This is a genomic window from Sulfurimonas autotrophica DSM 16294, assembly GCF_000147355.1.
Taxonomy (GTDB): Bacteria; Campylobacterota; Campylobacteria; order Campylobacterales; family Sulfurimonadaceae; genus Sulfurimonas; species Sulfurimonas autotrophica.
The window spans coordinates 165633-189389 of sequence record NC_014506.1 but is presented as its reverse complement, the minus strand read 5'-3'; the positions used below and the strand labels follow the sequence as shown (position 1 = coordinate 189389).

Annotated in this window: 18 protein-coding genes and 5 tRNA genes; 19 read left to right on the top strand and 4 right to left on the bottom strand. The window is 33.4% G+C overall.

Annotation, left to right across the window (positions count from 1 at the left end):
- Positions 1 to 50 precede the first annotated feature (50 nt).
- The 6 genes from SAUT_RS00950 to SAUT_RS00925 all read left to right on the top strand — a co-directional run bounded on the left by SAUT_RS00950 (position 51) and on the right by SAUT_RS00925 (position 2185).
- Positions 51 to 128 (top strand) — tRNA-Pro (locus tag SAUT_RS00950).
- Between the two features lie 38 nt (positions 129 to 166).
- A tRNA-His gene (locus SAUT_RS00945) sits at positions 167 to 243 on the top strand.
- 42 nt (positions 244 to 285) lie between these two features.
- Positions 286 to 362: transfer RNA gene (locus tag SAUT_RS00940), tRNA-Arg, on the top strand.
- 12 nt (positions 363 to 374) lie between these two features.
- Positions 375 to 451: transfer RNA gene (locus tag SAUT_RS00935), tRNA-Arg, on the top strand.
- Between the two features lie 50 nt (positions 452 to 501).
- Positions 502 to 586 (top strand) — tRNA-Leu (locus SAUT_RS00930).
- 468 nt (positions 587 to 1054) lie between these two features.
- Positions 1055 to 2185: a replication initiation protein gene (locus SAUT_RS00925; protein WP_013325996.1), complete on the top strand. Its 1131-nt coding sequence runs from the start codon at positions 1055 to 1057 to the stop codon at positions 2183 to 2185.
- 18 nt (positions 2186 to 2203) lie between these two features.
- Here SAUT_RS00925 and SAUT_RS00920 read toward each other — a convergent pair whose 3' ends face one another.
- Entirely contained in the window at positions 2204 to 2773 is a 570-nt protein-coding gene (locus SAUT_RS00920) for a hypothetical protein (protein ID WP_013325995.1), read from the bottom strand.
- A gap of 137 nt (positions 2774 to 2910) precedes the next feature.
- On the opposite strand from SAUT_RS00920, the gene SAUT_RS00915 reads away from it, so the two are divergent.
- The 13 genes from SAUT_RS00915 to SAUT_RS00855 all read left to right on the top strand — a co-directional run bounded on the left by SAUT_RS00915 (position 2911) and on the right by SAUT_RS00855 (position 17875).
- Entirely contained in the window at positions 2911 to 3162 is a 252-nt protein-coding gene (locus tag SAUT_RS00915) for a hypothetical protein (protein WP_013325994.1), read from the top strand.
- A 6-nt stretch (positions 3163 to 3168) separates the two neighbouring features.
- The gene (locus SAUT_RS00910; RefSeq protein WP_013325993.1) at positions 3169 to 4683 is read left to right on the top strand and encodes a hypothetical protein; all 1515 of its coding nucleotides are present in this window, start codon (positions 3169 to 3171) and stop codon (positions 4681 to 4683) included.
- Positions 4680 to 4913 carry a hypothetical protein gene (locus SAUT_RS00905; RefSeq protein WP_013325992.1) on the top strand — a complete coding sequence of 78 codons (234 nt, stop codon included), beginning with the start codon at positions 4680 to 4682 and terminating at the stop codon, positions 4911 to 4913. The genes SAUT_RS00910 and SAUT_RS00905 overlap by 4 nt, the downstream gene beginning before the upstream one ends.
- Positions 4903 to 9891 (top strand): conjugal transfer protein TraG N-terminal domain-containing protein, encoded by a 4989-nt coding sequence (locus SAUT_RS00900; RefSeq protein ID WP_013325991.1) that lies wholly within the window; start codon positions 4903 to 4905, stop codon positions 9889 to 9891. The genes SAUT_RS00905 and SAUT_RS00900 overlap by 11 nt, the downstream gene beginning before the upstream one ends.
- Before the next feature lie 217 nt (positions 9892 to 10108).
- Positions 10109 to 10498: a hypothetical protein gene (locus SAUT_RS00895; RefSeq protein ID WP_013325989.1), complete on the top strand. Its 390-nt coding sequence runs from the start codon at positions 10109 to 10111 to the stop codon at positions 10496 to 10498.
- 1 nt (position 10499) lies between these two features.
- Positions 10500 to 10898 (top strand): hypothetical protein, encoded by a 399-nt coding sequence (locus SAUT_RS11325; RefSeq protein WP_013325988.1) that lies wholly within the window; start codon positions 10500 to 10502, stop codon positions 10896 to 10898.
- On the top strand, positions 10888 to 11787 hold the full coding sequence (locus tag SAUT_RS00885) for a site-specific integrase (RefSeq protein ID WP_013325987.1): 900 nt from the start codon (positions 10888 to 10890) through the stop codon (positions 11785 to 11787). Before SAUT_RS11325 ends, SAUT_RS00885 begins: the two co-directional genes overlap by 11 nt.
- A 10-nt stretch (positions 11788 to 11797) precedes the next feature.
- Positions 11798 to 12196, top strand: a complete 399-nt coding sequence (locus SAUT_RS00880; RefSeq protein WP_013325986.1) for a hypothetical protein — start codon at positions 11798 to 11800, stop codon at positions 12194 to 12196.
- 1512 nt (positions 12197 to 13708) lie between these two features.
- A complete protein-coding gene (locus tag SAUT_RS00875) occupies positions 13709 to 14170 on the top strand; it encodes an RDD family protein (protein ID WP_013325984.1) in 462 nt (153 codons plus the stop codon).
- The gene (locus SAUT_RS00870; protein ID WP_013325983.1) at positions 14167 to 14697 is read left to right on the top strand and encodes an RAP domain-containing protein; all 531 of its coding nucleotides are present in this window, start codon (positions 14167 to 14169) and stop codon (positions 14695 to 14697) included. The genes SAUT_RS00875 and SAUT_RS00870 overlap by 4 nt, the downstream gene beginning before the upstream one ends.
- Positions 14694 to 15707 carry a PIN domain-containing protein gene (locus tag SAUT_RS00865; RefSeq protein WP_013325982.1) on the top strand — a complete coding sequence of 338 codons (1014 nt, stop codon included), beginning with the start codon at positions 14694 to 14696 and terminating at the stop codon, positions 15705 to 15707. The genes SAUT_RS00870 and SAUT_RS00865 overlap by 4 nt, the downstream gene beginning before the upstream one ends.
- Before the next feature lie 24 nt (positions 15708 to 15731).
- Positions 15732 to 17087 (top strand): hypothetical protein, encoded by a 1356-nt coding sequence (locus SAUT_RS00860; RefSeq protein ID WP_013325981.1) that lies wholly within the window; start codon positions 15732 to 15734, stop codon positions 17085 to 17087.
- A 119-nt stretch (positions 17088 to 17206) separates the two neighbouring features.
- A complete protein-coding gene (locus SAUT_RS00855) occupies positions 17207 to 17875 on the top strand; it encodes a recombinase family protein (RefSeq protein ID WP_013325980.1) in 669 nt (222 codons plus the stop codon).
- Between the two features lie 245 nt (positions 17876 to 18120).
- On the opposite strand, the gene SAUT_RS11320 is transcribed toward SAUT_RS00855, so the two are convergent.
- From SAUT_RS11320 to SAUT_RS00845, 3 genes are all read right to left on the bottom strand, one after another.
- Positions 18121 to 18285 (bottom strand): hypothetical protein, encoded by a 165-nt coding sequence (locus SAUT_RS11320; protein ID WP_013325979.1) that lies wholly within the window; start codon positions 18283 to 18285, stop codon positions 18121 to 18123.
- A 286-nt stretch (positions 18286 to 18571) separates the two neighbouring features.
- Positions 18572 to 20455 (bottom strand): hypothetical protein, encoded by a 1884-nt coding sequence (locus tag SAUT_RS00850; RefSeq protein WP_013325977.1) that lies wholly within the window; start codon positions 20453 to 20455, stop codon positions 18572 to 18574.
- 42 nt (positions 20456 to 20497) lie between these two features.
- Positions 20498 to 23611 carry a type I restriction endonuclease subunit R gene (locus tag SAUT_RS00845; RefSeq protein WP_013325976.1) on the bottom strand — a complete coding sequence of 1038 codons (3114 nt, stop codon included), beginning with the start codon at positions 23609 to 23611 and terminating at the stop codon, positions 20498 to 20500.
- Between the last annotated feature and the right edge of the window lie 146 nt (positions 23612 to 23757).

The following is a 23757-nucleotide window of genomic DNA, read 5'->3' as shown; positions in this document are numbered from 1 at the left end:
TATAATTTCGCCTCATTAATCAGCATTAAGTGCTTGTTTAATGTGTAGGTCGGGGTGTAGCTCAGTATGGTTAGAGTACCTGGTTTGGGACCAGGGGGCCGAAGGTTCGAGTCCTTTCACCCCGACCACTTTTAAAATTTTAATTTTATATTTTTACTAAAACATGGTGGGATTAGCTCAGCTGGTTAGAGCACTGGTTTGTGGTGCCGGGGGTCGCGGGTTCGAATCCCGTATCCCACCCCATTTAAAATATATAAAACAACCAATAATATAACAAATATAGTAGCGTCCGTGGCTCAACTGGATAGAGTTTCGGATTTCGGCTCCGAGGGTTATAGGTTCGAATCCTATCGGGCGTACCATATTTTTCTGACGCGCTCTTAGCTCAGCTGGATAGAGCAATGCCCTTCTAAGGCATAGGCCAAAGGTTCGAATCCTTTAGGGCGTACCACTACATTTCTTATGTTATTTTGTCAGAAGTGACGTTAAAAACTTATCCACGCGGATGTGGTGAAATTGGTAGACACGCCAGACTTAGGATCTGGTGCCGCAAGGCGTGGAGGTTCAAGTCCTCTCATCCGCACCATTTAAAGCTACAACGAGCTTTAAGCGACTTTTAGAAAAGTCAAAAACTTCATGAAATAAATTCCTTGGGTACGGTCTAGGGTACGGTTCCAGCGGAACTTAAAATTAAATTCTTTTTAAGACTAATATATAAATTTAAGCAAAATAATCACAAAAATACAATTATTCATACACCATATATTCTGATATATCTCCATATAACTAAAATAATGACACTCTGCACTCAGGCAAAAAAACTCTAAAACTATTATAATTTCTGCACATTTAAATTATTGTGTGCAGGGAGCCAAAACTTGCTAATGCGAGACTTTTCTGAGTCTTTGCACAGAGTAATTCGATTATTTTACACAGAGAGGCAAAATCTGTAACTTTGCAAAGAGTTGAAAGACTCTTTGTGTAAAATAATCTAAAAAGTTTTGGTTTTTGCCTCTCTTAACTTTTTTACTCTCAATTCAAAAGCCAAGATGATGTGAGAGACTTTCAACAACAAAACCAACTTAACAAAACACTTAACCGCTTTAACAAGATAAGACTTTATCATAACTATGGATATATGAATATCCTACCTGTTAAATACCTCAAAAAGAATCCTCATAAATATAAACAAGTCCAACTAAATACCGATACACACTTCAATGCAATCATCATGGATATCGATGATGAAGATCTATTAACAGAATGGAATGCTGTTGGACTCCCAACCCCATCAATACAAACACTCAATAAAGATAATGACAAAGCTCACCTGGTATGGCTACTTAATATTCCTGTATCCAAAAGAAATCGAAAAGCTGTTAAGTATTACAAAACCATAGTTGATAGTATAAAGCTACTCATAGGTGCAGATAAAGCATATCAAAACCATCAAACAAAAAACTTTCTCAACAATGAACTATATAGAATTACATATAATGATCTTGGGTATGACCTAGAAGACTTTAAAAACTTCATCATTAAAGAAGAGAAGTACAAAGTTTCTCAGCATACAGATTTAGCTGAGTATGAGAGTACTGGAAGCAGACATATAGATCTGTTTAATCAGCTACGACTATATGGATATAAAGTAGCAAAGCATAGCAATCTATTAGAAAAGCTACAGAAACGAGCAGAACTTCTAAACGAACAGTTTGATGAGCCTATAAAACAAAAAGCAATCATAAAGTCAGTTCTAGCATTTTGCGAAGAGAATAAGAATAATTTTAAAGCAGCTCATAAGTATAGAACAGGAGCTATGAAGTTTAAAAAGATAACCAATATGTCTCCAATAAATTATATAAAAGAAGTCTCAAGACGACAAAGTAAATCTGCAACACGGACAAAAGATATTAAGCGCATTAAGACAGCAGCCAAGATTAAAGTAGCTTTCGAATTACTATTGCGACATAAAACTAAATTAACCTACTCAAACATCGCTAAACAAGCAAAAGTTTCCCCTAGAACAGTAAAAAGATACTCAAAAATAATCAAGATTTTAGTTCAAAAAGTTGATGGTGTCATTAGCTCTATAAGGGTAATAGTACTTGAGGCTGAGGAACGAAGTATTTATCCTCTAAAGTACTGGAATGCGGTTTTATTTAGATACCCAGAGGTTCCTACATAATAATTTAAAGAAAGAATTTTAAACTCCTTTTTTTAGTTTTTGTTGTAGTATTTTATGTACTGATGATATGAATACTTCTTTGTTTTGAAAAATAAAATTAATTTCCTCCTTCATAAGATATAATTCAGAATATTCATTAAATTCTTTTCTGTTGCGTGCAAACGAAAGAACATTGGCTTTTTCATCATGAAACCAGTCTGACATAAAACGTATAAAGAAATGTTCTTGATCTTTTTTAATATTAAATTTATAAAGATCAGCACTATCTTTAATATCATATTTTTCAAGAAGGAAGTATAGATATGCTAGAGCCTTGGTGTTAAAGGTCGAATTTAGTAGGCGATTGATGTGGACTGCTTGAGTAAAGTCTCTATTCGGTTGGTTTATTTTATTTTTTAACTCTTCAAAATTCATGTTCTTAATTAATTCAAACTTTTTGATTTGGTTGTTTTTTACGAACTCCTCTAACTCCTGTTTGCTGAAATATTGTTCAAGTAAAACCATTATAGGTAGTTGTTCTCTTTTTTTTTTAAAATATGTTGGTCTTGAAAAACCAAATAACTTCATGATAATTTCTTCTAATTTCATTTTAATCCTTTAAAAGTACAATATATAAGATAATAGTATTATAAATTATACTAAATCCTTGACTTTATTATCTATACAATATATAATACTAACATACAATATATGATACTAAGTAGTATAACACAAGAGGATAAAATATGCAAAATGCAATTATAGTTGATAGTAATATACTTAATGAGATTTTATTGGTTCAACGAAAAATAGAAAAAAAATTAAATGAGAATACTCTAAATGAGAATACTCCGAACGATGAACTGGTTACAGTAAAACAAGCTCACATAATTACAAAAATCAGCGAACAGAAAATTAGACAGATGATGATAGATGGTGAACTGGAGACTAACGATAAATACGGCACTGCAAAAAGAATATACAGACGTAGTCTGTGATTAAAAATGCACAAAAAAATAATAACCATAATTATATCATTTGCTCTTGTGCTAAATGCCAAGGAGAGTTGCAGGATAGTATCATCGCAACCATTTGGTTACACCGGTGATGTAAGCGGTAAAAGAGTCTACACAAAAGAAGAGTTTACTTTTGAGTGTACAGATACTACAACAAAAATAGGTAGTTGTAAGACTTGGAAAGAGGAATATCAAGATTATAATGTGAGTGGTTTAAAACATGACATCTATTATGAGTCAGAAAATTTTCAAGGAACTATTGGCGAAGTACTTGGTGTTGCTCAAGCTTACGATAAGATAAACGGTCTATGGAGTGGATGGCATGGTCTCTGCATGGATGGCTCCGATGATGGCAATTGGGATTGGATGAGTGATCCTTATGTCCTTGCTGGATTTGCTTTATCTGCGGTTAGTGGTGGAGCCGGTGGAGGACTTGCTACCACTGGAACACAAGCTGCCAGTGAGACTGCAAAACAAATCGCCAGATATGCAGTATGTGCGGCAAGGGCAGGCTTAGACACCGGAAAAATGATGGAAGAGTATCAAGATGATGGAGAACCATGTGATCCAGTAGATGAGATTTGTGAGGGCAATGATGTTGCAGATGATGATACAAATATTTTTACAATCCCTGAGGACGAATATAATGAGATGGTTAATAATAATCCCGATATTGTCGACAACATGGTCATTATCGATGGTGTAGGAACTGGAGTACTTACTCTTAAAGTTATCGCCGGTGATGTCAATAAAATAGGATTAAGTTCTGCTGAAGCACAAAAAGCCGCCAAAGATGCCAAAGAGAAAGCTTTGAAAATAAAAGCAGCAATGACAACATTACAGTTGGCGGCTTGTGTCAATGGCATGGATTCAGGAAGTGGTAGCAGCTCTTCATCGGATGATGCAAGTTCACTATTATCTGCTAAAAACCTAGCTTTAATGGCTTTGGGTGCAATTAATCCCCTTGTAGGCTTAGCTGCACAGGTACTCTCAAAAATGTATGATAGTTTTTCATCAAGTATTGACACTTGTAATAATTTGGATGATGCAAAAGAAAAAGGATCAAGGCACGAGGCAACATATCATGCTAAGAAATATGACATGTGCCATTTGATAGAAGTTATTGAAGAAGGGGATAAGACCTGGAATACATATCAGAGGCGATTTAGATATTGTTGCTATGACGATAAAACTACACGTATTATAGTAGAGCAATCTAAGGCTCAATTTGCGAAAGATTGGGAGCATTGTACGGATATTACCTTAAAAGAGCTAGAGGTTATCAGTTTTAGTGCATGTGATCCGGATGAGTTAGATTCGAGTGTTAATGGGGTTAATCTTCCTGCTGATGCTACACTGTCTGAGAGAATGGGTGCATATCAGTTTACGCATAAGTGTATTGATACAAGAGAATACATAGATGTTCTTTTAGAAAAATTTGGTGGAGAAGATATGCTAATTGACTCTTCAGATGCGGAGAGAATTTTAGAGGAAATGAGATGAAAAAGTTTTTAAAAATATACATAGTTTATGTAGTGCTACTGTTGTCAATATTATATATATTACCACCAAATATTGGTACACAATTTAAAAAATTTGAACAGTGGTTATTAATCATATTGCAAAAGCCTGAGACACTACAGTATACGGTTAATTTTAGTATTTTAATTATAGCTATCGCGATTATTACTAATCTTTATATAAAAATAAAAGAGCATAAAAATGAAAAATAAACTATTTATTTTAATGCTACTTCTATGCGGTGTTAATCTTAATGCCGCAGAAATTACATGGGTTAATGCATTCCCAATATATGTATATGGTGATGTTACCGCTATAGCTAAAATTTACGAGTTTATTAACACCATAGTAAACTCTCCAACACCACAAATAATCATCAGTATCGGTGTTACAATGGCAATAGTTATCTCAGGTTGGAAAGTAAAAGATGGAGATTACAATGAGATAATCAAAGCTCTATTTGCTCCTATCACTCTTTATGCTCTTTTCTTCGTTCCTACAGTTAATGTACATATTACAGATCTACGTGTAGATAAAGGCTTAATCAACTACTCCGTACCAGACGGTGGATATCGTAAAGTCGATAATGTTCCTTATATGATTGCTTTTATTCCTGCTAGTTCTTCTATGTTGGTTTCTCTCTTTATTGATTTAACTGACAATAGTTGGGATGCAACAAGCACTGGTAGTAAGTTTTCAACTTTAGGTTTTCAAGAGATGTCACATATCTCTCAGGAAGCATTAATACTAGGAACATTCAATAACCTTGATGTCAATTCAAGTAGTGATGTTTATAACATGCAACAGTATGTACATCAATGTTTAGTAATTGAAGCACTCAAAGTACCATCTAATCATCAAAAATTAATAAAACCGAGTAAGACATTTCCAGAGATGTATGATCCGGCTAATTTTGATGGGAATATTGGTAATGTGCGAGTAACTTTTACAGATGCAACGGGTGTTACAGAGGTAAGTGATACATGTGCAAATCTCTATACTACCTATGTAAGTGGTGTAGCATCAACACTAGAGAGTGATTTTGGAGATGTTCTGCAAGGGAATTTTCCAAATGTAGATACATCTAGTGCAACTTTTAATGAAGCATGGAGAGAGAACGCAGGAGTACAGCAAACTGTAGTTGGTAATATTCGCAAGGCTATGATAACAGGTGCTGCTACAAGAGCATTAGCAAAAGATTTAAGTACAGATGGTATCGGTGTTGATGGTGTTGCTATGGCGACAGAAATAGCCATTGAGAAAACAATCGCAAATTTAAGAACTGAAGGATTAGCTAAGTATGAGTGGATGGCTCGTATGTTACCTAATGCTGTTTTTATTATTATGATGTTGATGTTGGGAATTTTTCCTTTAATGATTATAGTTATGACATTTATGGGCTTTAATGCTTTTAAAGGTGTTGCTAACTTTTTCATGGGCTATATCGCTATGAACTTCAATCTAGTATCACTTGCCCTGGTAAGTAATATTATCTCTTACTACACTGCTCAAAACGCTCAACAAGCAATAGTAAGTTATGCCGGTATGCCGTTTGGTTCTACTCAGATAAGTGAGTTTATGTATCAACAAGCAGATATGGCAGGTCTAGCCGGTATCATTGGTGTTATATCTGTACCTTTTGTGACAGCAGCTATTTTCTATGGAGAAACAAAAGGTTTAGCCGCAGGTATTAGTGGAGTAACTGGTGCGTTTAGAGGTAATGTAGCAGCAGATGCTAAAGACACACTTGTAGATAGAGATGCACAACAAGAAATCGATAAGCAAATGCTTGATGATGCTAAAAATGAAAGAGATGCTTCTTCATGGTTGACTAATGAGGGCTTTACTAAACCATCAAACATGAGTGCAGTTGAAGCTAAAAACCAAATGATGAAGAATCTATCTTCTATCGGAAATGCAAATGCAGCTTCGGAGATATTTCACTCTGGTAATGCTCAAAACTTCATACATGGTTCAGCAGTACAATCATCACAAGGCTTTAATAAAACAGCCGGACTTGGTGGAAGTGGTGTAAGTATGGAAACCGCAGGCTCAGTATCGTTTGAAGATGGCGAGGTTATGGGTTCTATGATTCAAAAGACATCAGACTTAAGAAGTGAATCTGAAAGTTACGATACTAGCAAAGTTGGTGAAGGTCAAGCAATAGGAATGTTCGGTAAAGATATGGGTTCAGCTGCTCTATCTGATTTAGACTCTAGTGCTAGTGCTACAGTAGCTAATGCTACAAACGCAGTAGCTAATCAAGTTGGAGCAGGTCGTGGACTTCTTGAAACTGGTGCGTTTAATAGTGATGGTACACTTGCCGGTAATGCTGCAACAGAAGCACTTATAAAAGGTGCTGCTTTGACTTCTGCTCAAAAGGCTAATAATCAGATAGGAGCCGGTGAAGTAGGTAATATGGATGATTATTTATCTACAGCACTTCAAGATGGACACATAGCTGCTAAAACTGTTTCTAAAGTTGCGGATAGAAGAGATGATCTTAGTGATATGGACAATAAGAACACTCAATGGAACGAAGACAGTATTGCTAGTGGTAATGCAATAGCATCTGTACATAAAGAGACACAAGCCCAAGGTGCTCATAATGCACTTGATATTGAAAAAGGTACTCTTAATGATGCATTTAAGAAAGCTTCAAGTGGCTCAGAAGAAGCCGGAAGAAAATCTGAAAACTCTCTTTTGGGTGTTGGTGAAGAATGGGATAAAAGAACTGCTACTGGTGATGATATTAAAACCATGTCAAAATTGCAAGACAATGCGGCAGTACAAGAGTTTGGTGGTATTGATTCAACACATGCTGAAATAATGAAACATGGTAGTTTGGATGGTGCAATCAAAGATATGGTAACAGCTGCTCAAGAAAAAGGTATAAGCTCTGCAACTCATGCCGATAACCTAAGAGATGATTATGGTAGTAATCTTGATAGTAAAAAAATGATGCAGATGTCCTCTAAAGATAGAAGTGATTTATTTGATGCTGCATTGAATGAAAAAGATCCCCAAAAGAAACAAGCAATGTTGGATATGTTAGATGAAGCAAACCAAACAGGTGGAGTGAGTAGAAGCTTAAGTGATGTAACAGATAGTATAGACCAATCTAAGCTAGATGCTCAACTAGGTCAAGCAATAGGAATAGACCAAAATAAAATTGCCGGAGTAAATTATTCTCAAAATGCAATGTATGGAGAAATGAGTAGCCAACAAAGTACACAATCTAAGCTAGGTGCACAAGGCGGAGTAGAGGGTGCTGTTAAAGTAGATGCAACAGAATCATCTGTAAAAGCAAAAACTCAAGAGGAAGTACTCGATAGCCAACTAAAACAAGCCGGTGCTAAAGATGGGCTAGATTCTAGTATTAAAGATCTTGCTAGTGCTACTGATAAACTTGCAAAAACTGCTGGTACTTTAGCCGGTGGTAAGACTGCTGCTGATATAGCTACTACAGGAAAGTTTGATAGTCCAGAACAATTTGCTGAGAGTCAAGCAAAAACGGCAAGTCAACAGGCTAGCAAAGATAAAGCGAAGATGCTACTCGATGAAGATCAAGAAGCTAATAATGGATTAGTTAAAAAAGCACTAATGATGTCAAGAAAAGGATATGAAGGTGAACAAGCTGATGAGAAAGAAGCACAAGCCCTGGATCAAATGGAGCGAGCAGGATTAGTTAAAACAATGGAGGATGGCTCAATTAAAGTAGCTACAGGAACAAAATTCTCTGATGCAATGGCAGTTCTAAACTCTGGAGACATGGGAAGAGATAAGCAAGTGCAAATAGCCGGAACAAGTATGAATATAGATAGAGATATGGATGGAAACACTAGAATTACCGGAACATCTTTAGATAGTACAGAACGAGGTTCTAAACTTGATTACTCCGTAAGTGGTTTCGCTGGTGCAGTTGGTGTAGGGTTAGCAATGGGAGCAGCAGGATTAGCAACAGCTAATCAGTATTCTAAACATATAGCATCAGAGAAAATACCTATGAAAATGGAAGATATGCATGGAGCAAAACCTGATGGCAATGGTGGATTTATTGATTCAAATGGGAAAGGTTTTGGTGTTAATGAAAATGGTGAGGTTACTAGAAATGGCAAAGTTGCTATGAAAGACAACCCTAATTATAAAAAAGGATTTATTAAAGCTGGATGGGATAATGCAAAAAATAGTCTAAATGAAAAAGGTAAAAATCTAAGAAGTGGTTTTACCTCTGAGTCCCTGGATGAAACCATATCCACCGAAAAGAACCAGACCTCCAACGAAAATGCCAATAGCAGTAGCAACAGCAATCAAAATGATGTGAGTCATAAAAAGTCTCCTGATATAAATTCTAATACTATTATACCGAAATCTGAACAAGGTATCAAGCCATCAATTTCAGAACAAATAGGTGCACAATTTAAAAAAGAACAGATTTTAAATCAAGATACAAAATATAACTCTGATATGGATAAGTTAAAAGCTACTCATGCTCAACAAAATGCACTTAATCCAGATAATCCAAATGTAGCAAGTCGTCAAGCTATGGAGATTAATGCAATGCAAGATGCACATATGAAGAGGATAGAAGCAAATACTAAACCTAACTTACAGGTACCTAGCGAGAAAGGTTTCTTCGAGAAAAGAATGAGTGCTTTAAGTAATGTTTGGGATGGCGGTGGTTCGTGGAAAACAAAAATTGCAATGAGTGCTGGTGCTATGGCACTAGGAAGTGTAAGTGCGACAGCATCAGACATAATGGATGCAGTTGATCCTATAGCACATGCATCTGGTACAAGCTTAGGAGATTCATCTTATGGTGGGGATGAGCTAAAACAGATGCAAGCACAATTCAAATCTAATAGTAATGGATTTACTACTCCATCATGGGTTAAAGGTGTTCAGCCTGTATCTACAGTTCCACAACATGTTCAAACCGCATTCTCAACTCCAAGTGGATTTAACACGCAACAAGCGATTAGTACATCAACTGGCTTCAGTACTAATGCAGCAGGACAAGAGATATACGGAGCGAATAAAAACGATACTCTCTTTAGAAATGACACAAGTGCAGAATCTCTAAGAATTCAAGAAGATATAGCTCTAGGTACAGAATTTAACCAAGAGACCTCTGAGGGTATTCAAGCGGCGGTTGAGAGACTTATGGATGCTGATAGAAATGAAAAATAAGGAGTAAAGTTATGGAAACATAAGAGAGTAGAGAAGTCCTCCGATCAAAGCCGACTTCCCTACATAATCGAATTATAGCTAGGAAGTTTAAACAACACCCTAAAGTTAAAGGTTGAAAAATGAGTTTAAACGATAAAAATCAAGAGTATGAATTAGTAGGTGCGATATTTACACCAGGTATCAGAAATATATTCAAACTAAAAAAAGGAAAATAGATATGAAAATTGTAGTAGCAACGATGGAATACAATCTACCTAATGGGTACGATATAGATGTTAAGTTAGAGGAAATAGAGTTTGACGGCAAGCTAGAAAATTTAGCCAAAATACTAGATGTGACAAAGTACAAAGAAGCTGAAAAGTATGAAGATGGTAGTGGCGGTGGTTGTTCATCAACAAGTATAAATATTTCTAAAAACTACACAACTGTAAGTATATGCGATGCACATATATGCCCAACTGCATTTATAGTTGATGGCGTTGAATTTTTTGGGGACAGAAAAGTGGCATTCATTGGAATTGAAAATCTGATAGGTATTGCTCCAGTATACACACTTGCTGAAATAAAAAATAAAATAGAATATCCAGACTACACAAAAGAAGTATAAAATGAAAATAAAAATCTATAAGGACCTAAGTGCAGAGGTACTACCAACACCGGGAAATTCTAAGCACTCGACACTGTTTGTATTTGAAACTCTAAAAAATGGAGATAGCAAGATAACAGATGGAACTCAGATATATAACTTTGTTGAGTTGCTGAGTGCATTTGTTTCTAATCAACTACATATAGACAAAGAGTATCAGCTTGACTATAAAGATGCAAGAGGGTCTAAAGGTGGTTATGCAGCTAAAATCGTTTCACAACAAGATCAACATTTCCTTAGAGTGATAGTTGATGATAAAAAATACTTTTTTGAAAAGTACGAGTGCCGAATTATCACTAAAATTCTTAACAAAATTCTCTCTAAATGTACATTCAACGAGCTTACTGGTTATGAGAGGTAGTGTAAACAATCAAGTTAATCAGCTATGGAGTAAAATAGATGGGCTATACACTTCAAAAGGAGAGACTAGAGCAAATAGTGACTATCGTGGACATAATGGGCATAAAGTAAGTGAGAATGTTCACGGTTATTCATGGAAAGATGAAACTAAACGCATCGCAAAAGAACTGCTAACATATTCTAAAAAGAATTTTAAGATCAAGGATATGCAAGCAATAACTGGGGAAGTGGTATTAGCATATGTAAATGATAAAATAGAAGATGGACTTGTCAGGAATAGTATAAGTTCCTACATTAGTAATATAGCCAAAATTAAAGTAGGTCTATCAAAAATACCGAATAAACTAAAATCACATAATAATCAATTTACACATGAAGATTTAAAGCAAGCTCGAAAAAACATAAATCAGTTTGCTGTGAGATCAAAGCATATAAATCGTGCATATATTAACCCTGCATCTTTCAAAAGTGATATGTCAATAAAATCTAGAATAGGTTATCAACTGCAATTAAAACATGGCTTAAGGGTTAGCGAGGCTACTCTAATTAGACCTAGTCAACTACTTAACAACAATACAATCAGAATACAAGGTAAGGGAGGTTATGAAAGAGATGTAAAATTGTCATCTGTTTTATTTAATCAAATAACACAAGAGATAAAAGCACATGGATCATACTATCAAGGCTACAATACTTATTTAAAAGACTTAAAAAACAGTGTAGCAAAAGCCGGAGAAAAATGGACTGGAACACATGGGCTAAGATACAATTATGCACAATCACAAATGTCGAGATATCAAGAAAAAATGAGCTATAAAGAAGCACTTGCAAGAGTAAGTTTTGAGCTTGGTCACCATCGCATTGAAATCACAAAACACTATCTAAAGTAATAAAAATAGCATGAAAATTAAGAAAGCAATTGAGGTCTTATATAATCGAATTTCTGATAAAACTGAGCTAGAAGCTCAAGAAGAAATTATGATTATTTTGAACAGTTTTGAGCTTCAAATTAAGTATGGTTGCGACAACAAACTCACTGCTTTTTCTAATTCTATTTATACTCCAACTCTCAAGCAAAATGAGCAAAAAGAAGCTGCTCTAAAAGAGCAAAGAAAAAAGCTAAAATTTAAAAAATACAGGACTGCTTTAGCACAAGAAGAGCTAATAAAAACTATGCGTAATAATGGTAGTAGCTATTCAAAAATTGCTTTGTATCTTAATCAATATATTGTGCATAAACGCAACTACTTCAATCGCAAATATATCGAAAGATTTTGCAAAACTAAGAACATAGATTAACTTCGTAACACTCTTCCAACAATTTCAATATTCACTAAAATCAATTATTACATGACGGGTACTTATTCCGCTTGAGGGTAATTATGCTAAAAATGCTTGGGACATTATAGTGGGACATTTTAGAGAGGTTAAGAGTAATCAAAGACTAATCAAACACCCTAATTGTAGGAACAAGGCTCGCCGTCAAGTTTGAATGCGGAGCGAGAAACTTGACGGCGAGTGAGCCGTTGGATTATAATATGAGTTCAACATTCGTTTTTAGATTTTTGTAGTAACTGGCTTTGCACTCCGAACGTGCTTTCATTTTTTTATTAAAGTGATATTTTCAAAATCTATGCAGTTGATATTTAGTTAAAAACTCTTTGTGTCTATTTAGTTAGGCATTAGATTTTACGGATGGGAAGTCTTGTAAATATGTTTAATACCTCTGATAAAGAGAGGTTGTCTTTATTGCTTTTGAGCATTTTATATTGACTAGTTTTTGTCGTTTTATTAGTTGGTCCGTTGGTGTGACTTGTCCTTTATTGAGGCATAATAATTTGATATTTAATCTCTGCTTTTATTGTGATTTAGTTCACTGATTGTAGTTAGCTTTTTAGCTTATGATAGTGATGGATTATTTTGTAGTTTTTTTCCATTAAAGGAAATTTATTTTGTGTGATTTTTTAGGTGTTTGTTGCCTTTAAAATAGGGTTCGTTTTACCTGCGAAAAATGAGGATAATAGAAAAGGTACTTAGGTAATTGTACTAGACAAAAATGTGTTCATCCATTTGCAAGATGAAAAGATGATTTTTTAAGATTGTATGCGGTTTCGTTGTGAGCACGAGATTAATTAGGATATTAAAAATGACTTAGCCCTAGTCAAATTATAGGCTTAAAATATAAGATTCAGAGAGATTGCTTAACTCTGCGAATAAACTTAGAAATTGTTCTTAGTCATCACTGTTCAGTGACTTAAAATAACTGAATAATTTGGTACTTAACAAATGTTATAAATGAGGAGTTTTATAAATGTCTATACAAAATGGTGGTTAAATAATACTTTTTTAAAATATTGCAGATAATTGTAATAAAATAGCTTGATACTGTATCGTTTCAGTAAAAAATAACACCAAAATTCAAGATATTACGAAAAATTGAAGATAATTAGTCAAAAAGTATTATTTAACCACCAAAATTATATAAATGGGCTCCATTAGAGCTTATTACTTGTAATACATATATTTAAAAAAAGGAACTAAACAATGCAGGCAACTAGAGAACACTACTCAGATATTGTGAATTGTTTTTTTGATATATTGGATATAATAAAATTCATAGGTTTCACTTCAAAGGATTCTCAATGCTAGAAATGATAGTAGCTGTAATTTTTGCAGTAGTTGCATACTATGTTGCAGAAAAAGATAATAAAGAAAGTGATCTTTATCAAATATTACACCAACAGAAGTAATTGAGAGTGTAAATCTAACTGCATAAATCTTAAAAAACACAACTAATAACGAAGGAAAAATATGTCAAACAGCGATAACTTAGAATATGCAGGCTTTTGGATACGAGTAGGAGCATCGCTGCTTGATACAGTTATGATCTTATTGATAACCGTACCGGTCATGTTAATGATTTATGGAGATGCTATTTGGGAGAATGAATCTATGTTCATGGGTCCGGCAGACTTTTTGGTAAATTATATATTTCCGGCGATAGTTGTTATTGTGTTTTGGCTTTATAAATCTGCAACACCAGGTAAGATGATTTTAGGTTTAACAGTAGTTGATGCAACAACTGGGAATCCTTTGTCAGTAGGACAAGCTATTGGAAGATATTTAGGTTACTTTGTGTCAATGTTTCCTCTGATGCTTGGGATATTTTGGGTAGGATGGGATAAGAAAAAGCAAGGATGGCATGATAAACTGGCTAATACTGTAGTTATTAGGCAATTAGATAGAGTTGAAGCTGTGGATTTTTCAGAGTGAGTAATTATTTAACAGAAAAATCATTAGGAAAATATTTAAAGCAGATATTTCCAAAACATGAATTTATTAGAGATAGAGTTGTTCCAAATTCTGATATTCAAAAAAGACCAGATTACAGAAATGATGATCTTATGTTGATAATAGAATTTGATGGGTATGGTCATTATAGTAATCCAGATAATATTTTAACAGATGGTTTTAAAGATGATATATATAAAGACATGGGATATGATATTGTTAGAATTCCATATTTTATTCAAATGTCAAAAGATATTGTAGAATTATTGTTTGACAGAGATGTTGATATTGAACAAGTATATCCACATGGATTTATTGATATTAAAGCTATGTTGCCAGCATATTTTTGTGAGTTAGGTATTATACGATTTAAAAAAGATTTAGATAAGTTTAAAATAGTTAAAGATGAGATTATCTTATCTTTAGGTCAAAAATATGATGAGTATGGAAATATAAATTATGTACTACCTCCATCTTTATATAATCTACTAATAGAAGGGATAGGATGAGTAAAAATATTATAATGATTGATACTTGTGTATGGATTGATTTAGCAAAAAATCCAGCACTTAAGCCATTGACACTAGCAATAAAACAACTTATTGATTCAAATGAATTAAAAATTATCACAACAAAAATAATAAAAGAGGAATTTCTTAACAATAAAGATAAACTAGTTGAAATCGGAAGAAAAAAGATTTCTCAAAATATAAAAAACTTGAAAAGCCTAATTCATGAACATTCAACAGTCAGTAATAAAGAGGATGCACTAAAAGGTTTGGATGATATTAATCATAAACTTCCAACTATGGTCGATTCAATTTCTGAACATACTAATCTAATATGGGAAGTTCTTGAATCTTCTGAAGAACTAGAGCTAACAGATGAAATAAAACTTATTTCTGCTCAAAAAGCCTATAAAAAAGAAGCTCCATTTCATAATGGTAAAAACAATATGGCTGATTCTATGCTTATTGAGCTATTCTTCAGTCATTTAAATGAAACTGATTCCTTTTATTTTATTTCTCATAATAAAAATGAATTTAGTTCAAAAGCAGATACTAGAAAAGCTCATGAAGGGTTTAATGAGTATTTTTTCAAAGAAAATGTTCATTATTCTTTAGACTTATACAATACAATTAATGAAATATTTCCAGGCACATTAGAAGAAATAGAGATTGAAGAATCTTGGTTTGACGAAGGAAGAGGTTTTTTTGACATAATAGAGTATACGAATGAGTTCTGTGACAGAATATGGTACAACAGACATCTTAATTTACGATATAAAATCGAAAGTGGAATGCATGAGGTAGTTGATGAAAAAGGCTATGATAGTTACAATCCAAATCAAACAGTTAAATATATATGGGAAGGTGCTTTAGAATCAGCTGCAAGAATGGAAGCACTTTATGGGGATAAACTTGAACCGATGGATGATTTTGAATGGGGTATGCTCAATGGCAAGCTTTCAGCTTTAAGATGGGTTCTTGGAGATGAATGGGATATGTTAGACACATAGAAAGAATAAAATATGAGGCAGTAAATGAGAATACTCGATAAGAAAAGGTTTAATGCTTTAGTTAATCATTCTAAATCTCCATTTTTAGAAGGTTTTGGAGAAGAGTTTGGATGGTACAGTAATGAAGATGAATCATTATTAGGGGTCTTTGTTCTTGATCTTATAGATCATGATTATTCTTGTGCAATTTTAGGAAAAGATGAAGTTGGAAAATATAGAGCTATAGAAATAACTGTGTCCAATACAACACTTGAAGAACTCTTTGTATGGATGATAGAAATTTTCACAACATATTCCGATAGTGGGCAAAAAATATTTCCTCAAGGAGATAACGAAAATATATTAGATTTTTTTAAACTTATAGTTTCAGAAGAAAAACAACATCCTTTCTTTAAAAAATTGAATGAAGATATTGGACAGTCTGCTGCAAAAGAAATTATTCAAAAGTTAATGCTTCACTTTATTGATATTGATGGAAACTACATTGAACAATTTCAATCTAATGGTTTTGATGCACGATTATGGGAATTATATTTAAATACATATTTTTATGAAGAAAACCTTTACATGAATCGTGATTACCATGCACCAGATTTTTTAGTTGAAAAATTTGGCTATAAAGTGGCTATTGAAGCTGTAATAGTTGGTCGTAAAGAAGATACACCAATAGAAAATTTTGAAGAGAGACTAAGAGAATCTTCATTTGAAGAAGATATGGAAAGGTTAAAAGATGAAATACCCATTAAATTTGGTAGTCCATTGTTTTCTAAATTAAAAAAAGAATACTGGAAATTATCCCATGTAGCCAATAACCCGCTAGTCTTTGCTATCGCAGATTTTCATGATAATATGGCAATGACATGGACTGGTAGCGCACTACATAGATATTTATATGCTGTTCATCACGAGCATACCTATAATGATGATGGAGAACTTATAATTACTCCTTTAAAAATTGAAACTCATAAATTTGGTGATAAAGAAATACCATCAGGATTTTTCTTTCAAGAAGATGCAGAGAATATTAGTGCTATATTATTTAGTGCATCTGGGACATTATCCAAATTTAATAGAATGGGGCATCAAGCTGGACTTGGAGATAAAAAAGTTAAATTGATAAGATCTGGGTTTTATCATAAGCATGATGAAAATGCATCTATGCCAGACTTTATTTCTTATGAGGTTGGAATTGATAGTAATGAAAGTTGGGCAGAAGGAATTTCAATGTTTCATAATCCTAATGCAAAATTTCCTGTACCCGAAGGTTTATTTCCATCCATTGCACATCATCACTTTAAAGATGGACAGATTGTTAGCATTCTTCCTGATATACATCCCTATTCAACAACTACAATGATTGTTTCAACTGATAACAAATAATTTACTATAAACCACCGTATAAACTAAATATATATTTTAGTTAAATAAACAGTTTAGAATATAGTTATATTGTCTTATAGATTGTATAATAGGTCTAAAATAAAATAGAGGTATTTTTGATGATTTTAGGCTATATTCGAGTTTCAACTGATAAACAAGATAACCAAAAACAAAAACACTTAATTTTAGAATATGCTCATTCTAATAGTTTAAAAATTAATGATTTTATAGAAGTTGAAATAAGTTCAAGAAAAAGTGAGAAGTTAAGAAAAATCACTGAACTCAAAGATAGACTTCAAAAAGATGATACTTTGATTGTTGCAGAGCTTAGTAGACTTGGTAGAAATATGATGGATGTAATGAATCTTATTCAAGAGTTAAGTGATAAAGGTATAAAGCTTATTTTCATTCGTCAACCAGAACTATCAACATTTAACTCTGCACATAATAAACTGCTTCTTGCAATCTACTCATATTTTGCAGAGAGTGAACGTGAATTTATATCTATGAGAACTAAACAAGGTCTTGCTGCTGCTAAAGCATCTGGCAAAAAACTTGGTCGTAAGCCTGGACAAAAAGTTAAGAGTAAGTATGATCCATATCTTGAGAAGATTAAAGAGATGCTTTTAAAAGATGTATCAATTACTTCTATTCATAAAATTATTGAGTTTGGCACTTATGTTGGCTTGAGGAGCTATATTCTGAATAATAGTGAGTTAAATAAAATTCTTACTCAAAATAAAGATAAAACTGTGAGTTTGCTTGCGATTAATTATTTGGACAACTAGGAAATGAATCACATTTAAATCTTGTCTTAAAAATTCTACTCATACTTCATGTGGACTTAATATTTTTCCGTAGAGACATTTATAGGGAAACGGGAAACAGCTGTTTCCTATAATATTGTGTTTCCTTAACAAAATAAGTTTCTCAATAATTTTGAGATAACTATATCAATAAATTTATTTGAGGTTTACACAGTTTATTTTATACTCTTGTAAAATTCGACGATCTTTTTGGTAGTTATATACTATTAATCATCATCGTAGTCATCGTCATCATAGTTGTCATACTCATCATCGTAGTCCGTACAACCACAGTCATCAAAAGCATTCACAATTACATCATCGTCTTTTCCATCATCATGCATATATGTAGTTTGTAAACAGTGCTCACATTGGTAATGATAATAAGCCATTCCTTTTCCTTTTTATAATTTATGTATTTGTAAATTAATTATCATATATAGTAAAGAGCAATAAGGTGCTTCTTTACTATTTTAAATAGATAATCTATTTATTTTGATGGACAGTTTCCTCTACCGCCACCAGATGGGTTACCCGTAGTACTTGGTCCATTTGGAGGAGTACATCCGCTTGACTTTGCCATAACAGATCCTTTAAATATTTATTTCGGCTAATTAAAACCGATAGCAGCAGTTTATAAAAAATAGCATATAGAAGCTATATACTAAGTCGTACAATTTATTTATAAAAATAGAATTCATTGCTGTGGTGTGCCGAATATAAAGAGTGTTTTTCATTTATTTTTTTAAGTTTATTATATAGTTTCTTATTTCCTATATTAAGCATGTAATCTTGTGCTACAAATAAAAATTGCGGATTGTACTCTTCAGGTTTCATCTTTTTTATTGATCGTTTATATTGTTCAATAAGTGTAATAATTTTTATTTCATCCTGCTGATTTATGAGGTGATATCCATGATAAGATAAGTTAATTAGGTTACTTCTAAAATCATTTATATCTGAAATTTTTTCCAACTCGAATAGCCACTCTTCAACATCATCTTTATTTAACATCCTTGGATAGTATGAAAATGTAAGAAGATTTAAAACTTTACTATACGCAATTTGTTTATTTAATAAATCGTGTGCAACCAAAGAATATCTCACATGAATTGTTAATGCCACTGCTAAATTTGGTTCTACTATCTCATTAGTTAAATAGTTGTTCCCTTGAAAATAGTCTCCAATATTATGCAAGACTTCATTATTGGTTATAGAGTATATGTATTTTAGTATTTTGTCTTCATCTACTATTTCATTAAGATGCTTAATTGCCTGATACACTTGTTGGTTCTGGGTCTTTTTAAGATTACTATATAGTCTTTTGGACTCAAAATTCATAATAGCTTGTTTCTTATTTTTCTTATTATGACTAAATAGTATAAGTATTTCATCTATATTATAGTTATGCGTTGTTAGTCTCATCTCATTGTATATAGAAGCGATAATTTGATCTAATGCTTCTTTTGTATGTTCTTCTATTTTGTGTATGTTATAAATATATGATTCAAATAGTCCTAATGTTTTTGAGGTGCCATTTAGTCTTAAATCAAGTTCTGTGTTGTAAATAGATGAAAATAACCCAACTAACTGTATCGTCTTATTTTCATCTATTGTTGTAGATTCTTCGTCTATATTAAAATAGTCACACAAAGCTCTATAGCATGCTTGTGATACACGCGATACAGTTAGCAAGTACTCTATCTGTTCTGGTGTAGGTTTAGCCCATCGTTGCTCTATATATAAAACAAATCTTTCTTTTTCTTCATTTGATAGATTGTCAGAATATAACCTATCTAAAAGATTATTCAGATTAGGTATTTCTAGTTTAAGTTCATCTACTGATAGTGATTTTGATTTAATAAACTCTATTGCAGAATTAAATTGAGCCTCTATAGAGTTCGCATGATTATTGTTAAAAACACCTTCATATATAAATTTATATGATGCTAATTCTTTAATGTTTTTGACCTGAGGTAAGACAAGATTATCATGCCAGTCTTTTAAAGTGCTATCAGAAATATTGAGGTATGCATTTTCATTAAAATCATATTTCTTCATACAGTAAAAATCTTGATTAGAACCACCATGTAAGTCTATTAGCCATTTCATAATTTTATTTACTGGAAAGCATATTTTTGAACTATTAGAATCGAATGAGGGGAAGTACCAGAAGTCTCCTCCTGGGAGACCTTTATCTATTCTATCATCATAAAAAGAAGTATTTTGACTTAAGCGTATCGCAAAAAATGGAATGATAAAATGTTTTAACAACAACCAATCAATCTCTTTTTCTTTTTTTGCATCATAAGCACTATATATTTCTTTGGTGATGTAAGCATAATGCTTCATAAACTCTTCAATTATCTCCTTTACAGAAGAATTTATATCGAGTGAATCTATTTCTTTATAGATATTATTAACAATATGTTCTATAGTCTCTTTTGTTAACTGATGTTTATAAAGTCTTGATTTTTCAGTACTTTGTTTTATGCCTAAGCGAGTGAGATCTAAATCAAAATATTGTGCAACTTTTATTAGTATTTGTTCAGTATTTAACATGTGTTTTTTCTATCAATAACAACTCTCTAAGTAATACTGCATTTAACTAGCCTTTAATCCCTTAGCAATCAACTCATAAACGATATCCGCAAACCCAGCTCGTATCCTATCTTTACCAAGTACCTGAGTAGCCAAATCTTGATGTACTTCTAAACTATCAATTACCGCACTATTAATAGCATCTGCAAATCCACCCATCATCGCTTGCTCTTTGGTATTATTAGTCACTTGCTCTACTACCTTATCATTCTCCAGTACCTTGTCTTTAATGGTATTGGCATAATTAATCATATCTTCATCTGTAAGGTTTCCTTCAAATAGCGCATTCATATGACCGAGTACTGCTGAAAGTAGCTCTTTTTCTGGATCTTTTGCTACTGCTGAACCTACTTCACCTATCGCACCAAGTTCCACTTCATCACCAACCAAATCAATATTTTGATTTTTTTGTTTATGTAGCTTGTAATGTGAGAGTTGTACTTCTGATATATCTATAGGGTCTTTAGGATCATAAGTCTTTAGATTTGGGATGAGTGCTTTCACAAATGCACTAAGCTTGAGTAAATCTTCATCTGCATAATCTACTATCTGAGATAAGAACTCATACATTCGTAAAAATGAAATAAGGTCTTTTTTAAAGATATCGAGTGCGTTTTTATCTTCATTAGCAACCTTTAAGTCTAACTCATAATTATGAATCCCTGCATCATCTTTATTCTTTTTAGCTTCTGCTAGATTAACTTTAACGCTATTGATATTCTCCAGTGCTAATTTGTATCTATTTTTATATCTATCTACAGCGGGTTTAACTGCACTGCTCATTGCAGCTTGTGTGCCTTTAGGGTTAAAGAAAGCCTTTGCATAGTTCTCCACATCCATAGTTGTAAAGATATCGCTCTCATCTAGTTTGTGTTGCATGTCGTAGACAATATTAGGGTCTGTCACATCTTCTATCTCTGTAGTGTTATAGTATGGTTCAAATGCTTCTTTTATATCTTCTGCTTCATTATAGAAGTCGAGGATAAAAGTTTGTTCTTTACCTGCATAAGTTCTATTTAGTCTTGAGAGCGTCTGTACACAATCAACACCACCTAGTTTTTTATCTACATACATTGCACACAATTTAGGTTGGTCAAAACCAGTTTGAAATTTATTAGCCACAAGCATTACCTGGTAATCATTACTGTCAAATGCTTTTCGCATCTCTCTACCTTTGAGATTAGGATTCATGCTAGTTTCAGTGTACTCTTTTGTAGTTCCCTCTATATCATCCTCTATCTTGCCTGAGAAAGCAACCATAGCCTGCATCTTCTCTATGTCATGCTCTTGTATATATTTATCAAATGCTAGTTTATACCTAACTGCTGCATTTCGACTTGAAGTTACTACCATTGCTTTAGCCTGCCCGTCTAGTAGTGGTGCTACTGTAGTTTTGAAGTGCTCACAAATAATCTCTATCTTTTGAGCAATATTGTGAGGATGGATGTTTAACCATTTAGCAACTTTTACTTTAGCTCTCTTGCTTTCTACTTCTTGATCATGCTTCATATTGGCATGCTCAAGTTTATAAAAAAGCTTGTAAGTAGTATAGCCTTGAAGTACATCTAAAATAAATCCCTCTTGGATTGCTTGCTTCATTGTATATAAGTGAAAAGCTTGAGGTTTATTTGTCTCGGATGGTGCTTCATCTGGTTTAGGCAGTACACCAAACATCTCTAATGTTTTTGTTTTTGGTGTTGCAGTAAACGCATAGAAGCTTAGGTTAGTACTCGCACTTCGTGATTCTATAGAAGCTGTGATGATATCCTCTGCACTCAGTTCTACACCTTCTTCTATTTGCTCTGCTGTAAGAACTTCTCGTAGTTGTTTAGCGGTTGAACCAGTTTGAGATGAGTGAGCTTCATCAGCGATAATGGCATAACTATTATTTTTAAGTGATGTTCTCTTCTGAATCGCTTTTAGTACAAATGGAAAAGTTTGTATTGTAGTGATTATAATTTTAGCACCGCGTTCAAGTGCGTCAGCAAGTTGAGCTGATTTAGATTCATTAGAACCATCACGACTTATTCCAACGACAACACCATCTTTATGCTCAAAGCTCGATATTGTCTCTTGTAGTTGATTGTCTAGTACTGTTCTATCTGTAATAACGATAACAGAACTAAAGACCGACTCTTCTTGGTCATTATGCAAAGATGAGAGTTGATGAGATAGCCATGCTATAGAGTTTGACTTACCTGAGCCAGCTGAGTGCTGTATTAGGTAGTGATTACCTGCACCTTTTTCTCTTGTATCTGCTAGTAATTTTCTTACGACATCTAGTTGGTGATATCTTGGAAAGATGAGCGTTTCGCTCTTACTTTTTTTACCCTGATGATCCTCTTTTGTTTTTACTTCTAGGTGTATATAACGAGCAATGATATTAAGTATAGAATCTCTTTGAAGCACCTCTTCCCATAAATAGCTTGTAGCATACCCATTAGGATTAGGTGGATTACCTGCACTACCATCTAGTTGACCTTTATTAAACGGTAAAAAGAAAGTTTTATCTCCTGCTAGCTTTGTAGTCATATAGACTTCATCGTTACTTACTGCAAAGTGAACTAAAGCTCTTCGCTTGAACTCTAGGAGTGCTTCACCTTTTGCTGGTCTTTCATATTTGTACTGGTTAACTGCATCTTGAACATTTTGTGTGAAGTCTGTTTTTAGCTCACATGTAACGATGGGAATACCATTGAGAAATAACACTAAATCTATTCGCTCATTTCCACTTTTTGTAGTTACTTCTTGAACAACTCGTAATATATTGGCATCGTACTTAGCTTGAGTATCAGGGTTATGCAGTTCTGGTTTGAATTGACATAATTTGAACTTGGAACCGATGTACTTGAGGTCATTTCTTAGGTAATGAAGCGAACCATGCTTGTCCATCTCTTTTGCTACATGTTTACATAGCACTTCATCAGTTTTTGAGCCTTCTCTCTTTTGCATCTTTTCGTAAGCTTGAGGTTGAGTAGATTTGATATAATTTATGAGGTCACTAGGGTAGAGTGCTAATTCTCTGTCGTAGTGTGTTGCATCACCCTCTACATACTTGTTAGCTTTTAGGTGTTCTACTATCTCTATTTGAAACTGTCTTTCTTTATGTTTGCTCATACTGTAAATACCATCCTAGTTAATATTGTTTCCGTTTGTTACACATATACAACTTAAAGTTAAACATTAAGTTAAACCTTTAGTTTACTTTGTTACAATTGCACTATGTGCTTGCACTGGTTTCCTTCGCCAAAGGCTTTGGAAAA

Excerpts from the sequence above, each read along its gene's own strand:
- SAUT_RS00860 (WP_013325981.1), top strand. The coding sequence starts at position 15,732 with ATGAGAATACTCGATAAGAAAAGGTTTAATGCTTTAGTTAATCATTCT.
- SAUT_RS00875 (WP_013325984.1), top strand. The coding sequence starts at position 13,709 with ATGTCAAACAGCGATAACTTAGAATATGCAGGCTTTTGGATACGAGTA.
- SAUT_RS00865 (WP_013325982.1), top strand. The coding sequence starts at position 14,694 with ATGAGTAAAAATATTATAATGATTGATACTTGTGTATGGATTGATTTA.
- SAUT_RS11320 (WP_013325979.1), bottom strand. The coding sequence starts at position 18,285 with ATGGCTTATTATCATTACCAATGTGAGCACTGTTTACAAACTACATAT.
- SAUT_RS00885 (WP_013325987.1), top strand. The coding sequence starts at position 10,888 with ATGAGAGGTAGTGTAAACAATCAAGTTAATCAGCTATGGAGTAAAATA.
- SAUT_RS00915 (WP_013325994.1), top strand. The coding sequence starts at position 2,911 with ATGCAAAATGCAATTATAGTTGATAGTAATATACTTAATGAGATTTTA.
- SAUT_RS00845 (WP_013325976.1), bottom strand. The coding sequence starts at position 23,611 with ATGAGCAAACATAAAGAAAGACAGTTTCAAATAGAGATAGTAGAACAC.
- SAUT_RS00850 (WP_013325977.1), bottom strand. The coding sequence starts at position 20,455 with ATGTTAAATACTGAACAAATACTAATAAAAGTTGCACAATATTTTGAT.
- SAUT_RS11325 (WP_013325988.1), top strand. The coding sequence starts at position 10,500 with ATGAAAATAAAAATCTATAAGGACCTAAGTGCAGAGGTACTACCAACA.
- SAUT_RS00900 (WP_013325991.1), top strand. The coding sequence starts at position 4,903 with ATGAAAAATAAACTATTTATTTTAATGCTACTTCTATGCGGTGTTAAT.
- SAUT_RS00905 (WP_013325992.1), top strand. The coding sequence starts at position 4,680 with ATGAAAAAGTTTTTAAAAATATACATAGTTTATGTAGTGCTACTGTTG.
- SAUT_RS00855 (WP_013325980.1), top strand. The coding sequence starts at position 17,207 with ATGATTTTAGGCTATATTCGAGTTTCAACTGATAAACAAGATAACCAA.
- SAUT_RS00910 (WP_013325993.1), top strand. The coding sequence starts at position 3,169 with ATGCACAAAAAAATAATAACCATAATTATATCATTTGCTCTTGTGCTA.
- SAUT_RS00895 (WP_013325989.1), top strand. The coding sequence starts at position 10,109 with ATGAAAATTGTAGTAGCAACGATGGAATACAATCTACCTAATGGGTAC.
- SAUT_RS00920 (WP_013325995.1), bottom strand. The coding sequence starts at position 2,773 with ATGAAATTAGAAGAAATTATCATGAAGTTATTTGGTTTTTCAAGACCA.
- SAUT_RS00880 (WP_013325986.1), top strand. The coding sequence starts at position 11,798 with ATGAAAATTAAGAAAGCAATTGAGGTCTTATATAATCGAATTTCTGAT.